This window comes from Mailhella sp. (genome assembly GCF_057866825.1).
In genome coordinates this window covers 1-6,981 of record NZ_DBMAHT010000107.1, presented here as the reverse complement: position 1 = coordinate 6,981, position 6,981 = coordinate 1, and the positions used below count along the sequence as shown (strand labels likewise).

General features: G+C 60.0%; 5 protein-coding genes and 1 tRNA gene. 4 read left to right on the top strand and 2 right to left on the bottom strand.

Annotated features, from left to right (window positions below; translation table 11 throughout):
- Window positions 1-656 (top strand): Obg family GTPase (locus ACZM96_RS08715; protein WP_489488569.1); only part of this gene is annotated, 656 nt, incomplete at its 5' end.
- On the top strand, window positions 656-1,798 hold the full coding sequence (gene proB / locus ACZM96_RS08710; RefSeq protein WP_489488568.1) for a glutamate 5-kinase: 1,143 nt from the start codon (window positions 656-658) through the stop codon (window positions 1,796-1,798). The genes ACZM96_RS08715 and proB, both read left to right, overlap by 1 nt.
- 78 nt (window positions 1,799-1,876) lie before the next feature.
- Here proB and ACZM96_RS08705 read toward each other — a convergent pair whose 3' ends face one another.
- Both ACZM96_RS08705 and ACZM96_RS08700 read right to left on the bottom strand, forming a co-directional pair.
- Window positions 1,877-2,344 carry a type III secretion system chaperone gene (locus tag ACZM96_RS08705; protein ID WP_489488566.1) on the bottom strand — a complete coding sequence of 156 codons (468 nt, stop codon included), beginning with the start codon at window positions 2,342-2,344 and terminating at the stop codon, window positions 1,877-1,879.
- 91 nt (window positions 2,345-2,435) lie between these two features.
- A complete protein-coding gene (locus ACZM96_RS08700; RefSeq protein WP_489488565.1) occupies window positions 2,436-6,035 on the bottom strand; it encodes a hypothetical protein in 3,600 nt (1,199 codons plus the stop codon).
- Window positions 6,036-6,473: 438 nt separating this feature from the next.
- Between ACZM96_RS08700 and ACZM96_RS08695 the strand changes: the two genes are divergently transcribed.
- A tRNA-Leu gene (locus ACZM96_RS08695) sits at window positions 6,474-6,558 on the top strand.
- Between the two features lie 184 nt (window positions 6,559-6,742).
- On the top strand, window positions 6,743-6,981 hold a 239-nt coding region (locus tag ACZM96_RS08690), incomplete at its 3' end, for a DUF6538 domain-containing protein (protein WP_489488564.1).

Sequence of the window (6,981 nt, the reverse complement as noted above, 5' to 3'; positions counted from 1 at the left end):
AAGAGAAGACGTTCCGCCTGGAACTCAAGATTCTGGCCGATGCCGGTCTGCTCGGTCTGCCCAATGCGGGCAAGTCCACCTTCCTTTCCCGGGTGTCGGCGGCCCGTCCCAAGATTGCCGCCTATCCCTTCACTACGCTGACCCCCAATCTCGGCGTGCTCATCGACGAATGCGATCCGGACAGACGCATGGTCATTGCCGACATTCCCGGTCTCATTGAAGGCGCGCACACCGGACAGGGACTCGGCGACCGCTTCCTGCGTCATGTGGAGCGCACGCGTTTTCTGGTGCATATTCTCAGCGTGGAGGACGTGGATCTTGAGTCGGACAATCCGTGGGAGGGCTTTGATCTCATCAACGACGAGCTTTCCCGCTTTGATCCCGAGCTGGCGCTGCGTCGTCAGATAGAGGTGGTCAACAAGATCGACCTGCGCACGCCGGAAGAGCTGGATGCCATCAAGGCCCGCGCCAAAGCCGACGGCCGCGACATCGTGTTCATTTCCGCGCGCGAGCAGATAGGTCTTGAGGAGCTTGTCGAGCGCATGTGGAAGCTGCGCGACGAGCTGGACTTCAATGATCCGCTTGTCCATTATCAGGACGAAGTGGTGGTGGACGAGGAATTCCCCGATATCGAAGTGATATGGACGCGCGAATAATGGATACCCGTGAAAAGACTCTGGCCTCGGCGCACACGCTGGTGGTGAAGGTGGGCAGCGCCGTGCTCACCACGGCGGAAGGACTGCATCTTTCCGTGTTGTACAATCTGGTGGAGCAGCTCGCCCGCCTGGCGCGTCAGGGCAGGCGCGTGTGTCTGGTCAGCTCCGGCGCGGTGGCCGCGGGCAGAACGGCGCTTCCGGACCGCGGACGCACGGTGGAAGGTCTTTCCGGCAAGCAGGCGCTGGCCGCCATCGGTCAGGGCTGCCTCATGCGCGAGTACGAACACGCCTTTGCCGCGCAGGGGCTTTTGTGCGCGCAGGTACTGCTCACGAGGGACGATCTGCGCAGCCGCACCCGCTTTCTCAACGCCCGCAACACGTTCATGAATCTGCTCGACTGGGGCGTGGTTCCCATTGTCAACGAGAACGACACCGTGGCCGTGCAGGAGCTGAAGTTCGGCGACAACGATCAGCTTGCGAGTCTTCTTCTCAATCTTGTGGAAGGGGATCTCTACATCAATCTCACCAGCGCGGACGGCGTGATGGCCGTCAATCCTTCAAGCGTTGCGCCGGGAGAAACCGCTCCCTTCCTCGACAATATTGAGGACATCGCCTCTCTGGACATCGAAGCGCTCTGCGGAGCCAAGACCAGCGTGGGAACCGGCGGCATGCGCTCCAAGCTCATGGCGGCCCGCCGCGCGGCCCAGCTCGGCGTGCCCACGCTCATTCTTCCCGGGCGTCGCCCCGACATTCTCGACCGGGCCTTTGCCGGGGAGCATGTGGGCACATGGGTGTGCCCCGGAGAACAGGCCGTGTCGCGCCGCAAGTACTGGATGGCCTATCAGTCCGAGCCGCAGGGCACCGTTGTGGTGGACGAAGGCGCGGCCCGCGCGCTGGAAGAGAAGGGCGGAAGCCTGCTTCCCGGCGGCGTGACGGCCGTGGAAGGCGTTTTCGAGCCCGGAGCTCTCGTGCGCGTCGTGTGCGGGGAGCATCACATCGGCGTCGGCCTGAGCAACTATTCTTCGGAAGATCTGGACCGCATCAAGGGCCTCCGCCGCGTGGAAGTGGCGGCTAAGCTCGGCGACGCTCACTACCCCGAAGTCATCCACAGAGACAATCTGCTGATCAACGCGGCGGTGTAGATTCGCGTTTTCTCATAGAACAAAAAGGGCCGGACTGCCTTGCGCAGATCCGGCCCTGATGTTTTAACTCCTCGGCAATCAGACGAACATGCCGAAGTTGCTCATGGTATCGAGATTCGTGCCTTCCGACGGAGCCTCTTCCTGGCCGGGCGCGGAGCAGAGTTCGGCCAGCTTCTTTTTCCAGACGGAGACCTGTGCCAGAAAGTCGTTTACGGCAAGGCCCAGGGTGTCGGGGTTGAGGGCGCTGTCGTCGAAGCGCTTCCAGAGCACGACGCGGCCGAGCGCGCCGTGAACGGAGAGCGCCGCGCCGTCGGTTTCGGCGCCGAGAAGCGAGGCTTCGAGCAGCGCCAGACAGGCGTTTCTGGAAAGATCGGCGGCGTCGCCTATTTCACAGTACATGAAGATCGCGCGGTCTTCCCTGTCGTGGGTGAAGGTGATTTCGTTTTCCCCGTCGAAAAGCAGCGAGCAGCTGCCGTCGGCGTCGGGGGCAAGACCATCAATGCCCAGAGAGCTGCCGAAGCTCTCCAGCGTGGTGTTCCATTCCATGGCAAAACTCCTTGATGAGCGTGGGCTCATGCGTTGATTTCTGAACTGTCTTCAAAGGGGAAGAAGCCAGGCTCCCTCCCCCGGTCAGGCGTTACGGTCTGTAGTACTTGGAGAGCAGCGGGAAGAGGTCCGCATGGTCGGCTATCACCTTTTCGATGCCGCTCATGAAGGTGTCCGCATCCTTGTTCCATTCCCTGGCGAAATCTTCCCGTATGGCGTCGAGCATATCCCGCCTGTCCTGCATGCATCTTTCGGCCAGAGGCGCGGGCGCCGTGGCCGCCGTCTGCACGAGCTTGTCCAGCACGTTGCGGGACATGCAGAGCGGATTGGTGAGACGCTGGAGCCTGTCGGCCTCCACGGCAAGTTCTCTTCGTATGGCCTCCGCGCTTTGCGTGGGCTTCTCGCCCGCCTTGCCGTGCAGGAAGGCGAAGCGCTCGGGATTGAATTCCTGCGTGCGGCCTATGTCCAGAGAATCCGCGGCGTTGAGCAGCATGGCTTCCAGCGTCTGCCCGCGGTGGGCGTCTATGCTGTCCTTCACGGCCTGCTCGTAGTCCGCGCCGAGAGCCGCATCGCCGAAGGCGGTCTTCATGGCGTCCACGGTCATGTTGGCGCTTCTGTCCTCCCAGCGGTCGGTGCCGCCGCCCTGTCTGCCGAGATCGTGCCCCGTGATGCCGCACAGAACGGCGTTGCGGTCCATGGGCACGCCCTGTTCCTCCAGCATGGAGCACATGACCGAGGCGAAGATGAACGCGCGGGCGATGTGGCCGCGCCCGTGTACCGAGGTGCCGCGCTCGAAGGTTTGTTCATGGTTCATGTAGGCGTCGAGATTGGCGATGAGGAAGTTTCTTCTCTGCGCGCCGTCTGCGGGCATGGATGTCGGCACGGTCGCGGCGGGGAAGGCCGGATAGCCCGGATGCGTCCTGTCGAGAACGGCGGCGGTCTGCGGGGCCACCGCGTGCAGGGCCTCGCGCGCGGACTGCGGGATGAGCGACAGCTCGGCCGTGAAGGTCGGCACCTCCTTGAACTCGACGTCGGCCACTCTGGAGGCGTTGACGGCGTTGCGCTGCATGAGCAGGAGCGTTGAGCTCATCACGCCGAAGTCTTCGGCATCCGCCAGCGCCTCGTCTCCGGAGCGATGACCGACCTGAAAGAGCTGACCCATGAAGCTCAGCTGCTCGGGAGAGTTCAGCCGGGCCTGAAGACGCTGCAAGTCCTGCCTGTTCACGGCGGGAGAGCCGTTTTCGAGCATGGCCAGAGACATGAAGGAAATGCGGTCGAGTTCGGCGGCCTTGTCGTCCGCGCCGAAGTCGGCGTCGCCGAGGTGCTGGATGAATCCGTTGAGATCGTCGGACGCTCTCTGCATGAGCGCGCCGATGTTTCGGAAGACATCTTCCGGGGAAGGCGCGGCTCCGGCGTTCATGAGCCCGCGCAGAACATTGGCCTGCGCCGTGGCATGGGTGTGGATGATGCGCAGCTCTTCCGGGGAACGCAGCACCCTTGCGCTGCATACCCAGAGGGCGAAGGCGTCCTTCTGCGCCTGTGTGGCGAAGGGAAGACGCTCAAGTTCGGTCAGAAGTTCGGCCTTCTGTTGCAGTATGGGCTTTGCCGTCTTCTGGAGGGCCTGCCGGACCAGACTCTGCGGATCCAGGCTCGCCTGACTCTGGCTCTTCATGTCGGCTGCAATGGCCTGCATGAACTTTCCGGCCAGAGCGGCGAGGGCGTTGCCTTCAAGGCGGAGCGTTCCCGGAGCAAGATTGCCGCCTATCTGCTCGTCTTCAATGAGTCTTGCTATGTGTCCGGGAAGATCCGTGAGTACGGCTTCGGCTTCGGCGTCGATGCGTTCCTTGTCCAGATGACTGACCTGGAACTGTCTTTCTTCCTGATGCAGCCTGTTGATGCCTTCCACTTCCCTGCCGAGGTCGAAGTTTTCGATGAGGTTCACATGAATGCCCGTGCGTTCCTCAAAGGCGGCCATGCGGGCTCTCAGCTCCTCGAGGTTCTCTTCCGGCACGTCGTCGATGTTGATGCGTATCTCGGCAATGTCGCGGGAGGGGACGAGCGGGCCCTGTATCTGCGCTTCTATGTACTGCGCTCCGGTCAGGTGCACGCGAGGGCGATTTCCGTCGGCGTTCTTCATGGCGGCCAGAGCAAGCGCGTTGCCGTCGAAGGTGCTCATGTGAGGAATGAGCGCTTCGAGATTGTCGTGCGTGGCCAGAAGACTGCGCGTGGCGGCGCGGTCGCCGAAGCAGTCCAGAAGCAGAGCCTTGAAGTGAGACTCCTGGTCCAGGTCGGTGAATTCGATGCCCGAGGGCAGGGCGATGAAGGCAGACGCGCGGGCGTCCGGCACCTTGGCGATGCTGTCGAACCAGTTTTCCAGCGCCTTGTGTTCGGCGGAGTTCACGTCGCGGCAGGCCGTGGTGAATTCTGCCGGGAGCCCGGCGCCGTCGAGAAGCGCGTAGAAGTCCGCGCGGCGCTCCTGCGACATGTTGACCACGGGCGCATAGAACGTGTCTTCGGCAATGTAGGTCGCGCGCCTTGCCACGTCGTCCTTCAGCACTATGGCGGCCGATCCGTAGCCCGCTCCTGCGGATACGGCGCCTATTCTGCGGCCCTGCACGTTGAGCGCGCCGTACACGGGACGCTCGTCGGCCTGCACGGCGTGTCCTTCAAGCTCGGGGAAGAGCAGCCGTTCCGCGGCATCGCGGCGGGCGAGGTAGCCTTCGCCCTTGATGAGCGTTTCTTCTGCGGCAAGATGGAAGACGTTCTTCATGGGCTCGTCGGGATGCGCCATGATGCCGCTCTCGCTCAGAAGCACGTCCACGTCGACGTTGATGGTGAGTTCCGCGCTGCGCAGAATATCGGCCATTTCCTTCACGGATACGGAAGGAAGATCGCGGCGGCGCAGAGCCTCCGTTTCCCCGGCGGCCGTCTTTTCCCTGGTCGTGGCGCTTTCGGCCGCGGTTTCCACGAGCGTGCGCAGGTTGGCGGGCGTGATGTCGTGGGGCTGCGCCGAAGCCATGGCCGCACCCTGCGCGCCGTATTCTTCGCTCAGACGCGGCGGCATTCTGAGGGCCGTGAGCGAGGCGTCTTCCGGATGCGCGGCCACAAGGTCGTCCACCATGCCGCGCACGGTGCGGTTGCTCACTTCCTTGAGCACCAGCGCCTGAAGGTCGAACAGCATCGAGGCGGCGCTGCGCGCGTCCCCGGCCTTGGCGTTGATCTGCCCTTCGCGCATGAGCGCGCTTTGCAGAAGATCCATGTCCGCCGTGGTGAAGGCCTGATACACGGCGGCAAGCTCCGCATTGCTCAGATTTTCCACGGCGGGCGCAAAGGCCCACAGGGGACTTTCCTTCTGCTGCTCTGAAAGCTGACCGAGCTTGTCGAGCCTCGTCATGTAGTCCTGCGCAGCCTTGAGGCAGCCGAGAAGATTTTTGGCCTTCAGCGTGCCGGGTTCCTTGAGTACCTGAAGCGCATCGTGGGCGCTCTTTGTGAGACCTTCCTTGCCTCTGACAATTTTTGTGGCATTCGTGAACCCCTGAAAGGGAACTTTGTTGGCCTTTATGCTGTCCAGACGGATGGGCTCGCCCTTGCCGAGCTGCACCCGGTGATTGCCGAAAACGCCGTTTTTTTCCGTAATGCCGCGGGATTCGAGCTGACTGTGCAGAACCTGGTCGGGCTGTATGCGTGGCATGATATCCTCCTTGAGGAAACGATGAGCATTGAACATTCATGATCTAGCAAGTTTCGTGCCGAAATGCCGAAAACGGCCCAGCAGGAAAGCTTTGATAAAAAATATCGGCTTCCCGGGCAGTTGTCTACAGAATGGGACGGCGTGAGGAAAGATGGCCGGGCCGGACAGCGCGGGACAGGGAAGCTGGCCTCAGGCGGATTCTTCGAGAAAGCGGGGGATGCCTGAGGCGCGCTTCGTCGGACGGCTCGCCGATGACCAGAACGGATTTTTGCGGAACGAGGAGTGAACGTTTTGCCGCATCGGTCGGCTCGTAATTCGTCCTTTTTCGGCATTCGCACGCATGTCTTTCCTGTTCACGGAGCAGAAAGACAGATTTTTTGGGAAAACGGCAAAAAAACGCTTGCCAGCGCGAACAATTTTCTATAAGTTCCTCCTCGTGCCCAGGTGGTGGAATTGGTAGACACACTATCTTGAGGTGGTAGCGCCGAATGGCGTGGGAGTTCGAGTCTCCCCCTGGGCACCATTATGAGATTTTTTGAAGTAAGGCCTTGTTTTTACAAGGCCTTTCTTTTTTTAACAAACGATTTTTTAGAACATTCGCCCTGTATCGTACGTCTGTACTGTTTCTTGAATTCCTTTGAATTTATTTGAAAACAGATTTTTGTTCATTTTTTTTTGGACTTTTTTTAACGTATGGGGCTGAATATATGTATCTTCAAAGAAGAACTGGTGGGATCTATTACTTTAGAATATCTGTTCCATCCAGATTGACTGCCGTTTATGGTAAACGTGAAATTACTATATCTTTACAAACAACCAATAAATTAGAAGCGAAACTTGAATCTTTGGAGTATATACAAAAATACTTGTATGAATTTTCAACTGGTGAATATAAAAATACTATTACAGAAAATAAATTTACAAATATAAACACAAGCAAAAATAT

Bases quoted from the DNA above. Each gene is read 5' to 3' on its own strand.
- ACZM96_RS08700 (WP_489488565.1), bottom strand. From the start codon at position 6,035: ATGCCACGCATACAGCCCGACCAGGTTCTGCACAGTCAGCTCGAATCC.
- ACZM96_RS08705 (WP_489488566.1), bottom strand. From the start codon at position 2,344: ATGGAATGGAACACCACGCTGGAGAGCTTCGGCAGCTCTCTGGGCATT.
- proB (WP_489488568.1), top strand. From the start codon at position 656: ATGGATACCCGTGAAAAGACTCTGGCCTCGGCGCACACGCTGGTGGTG.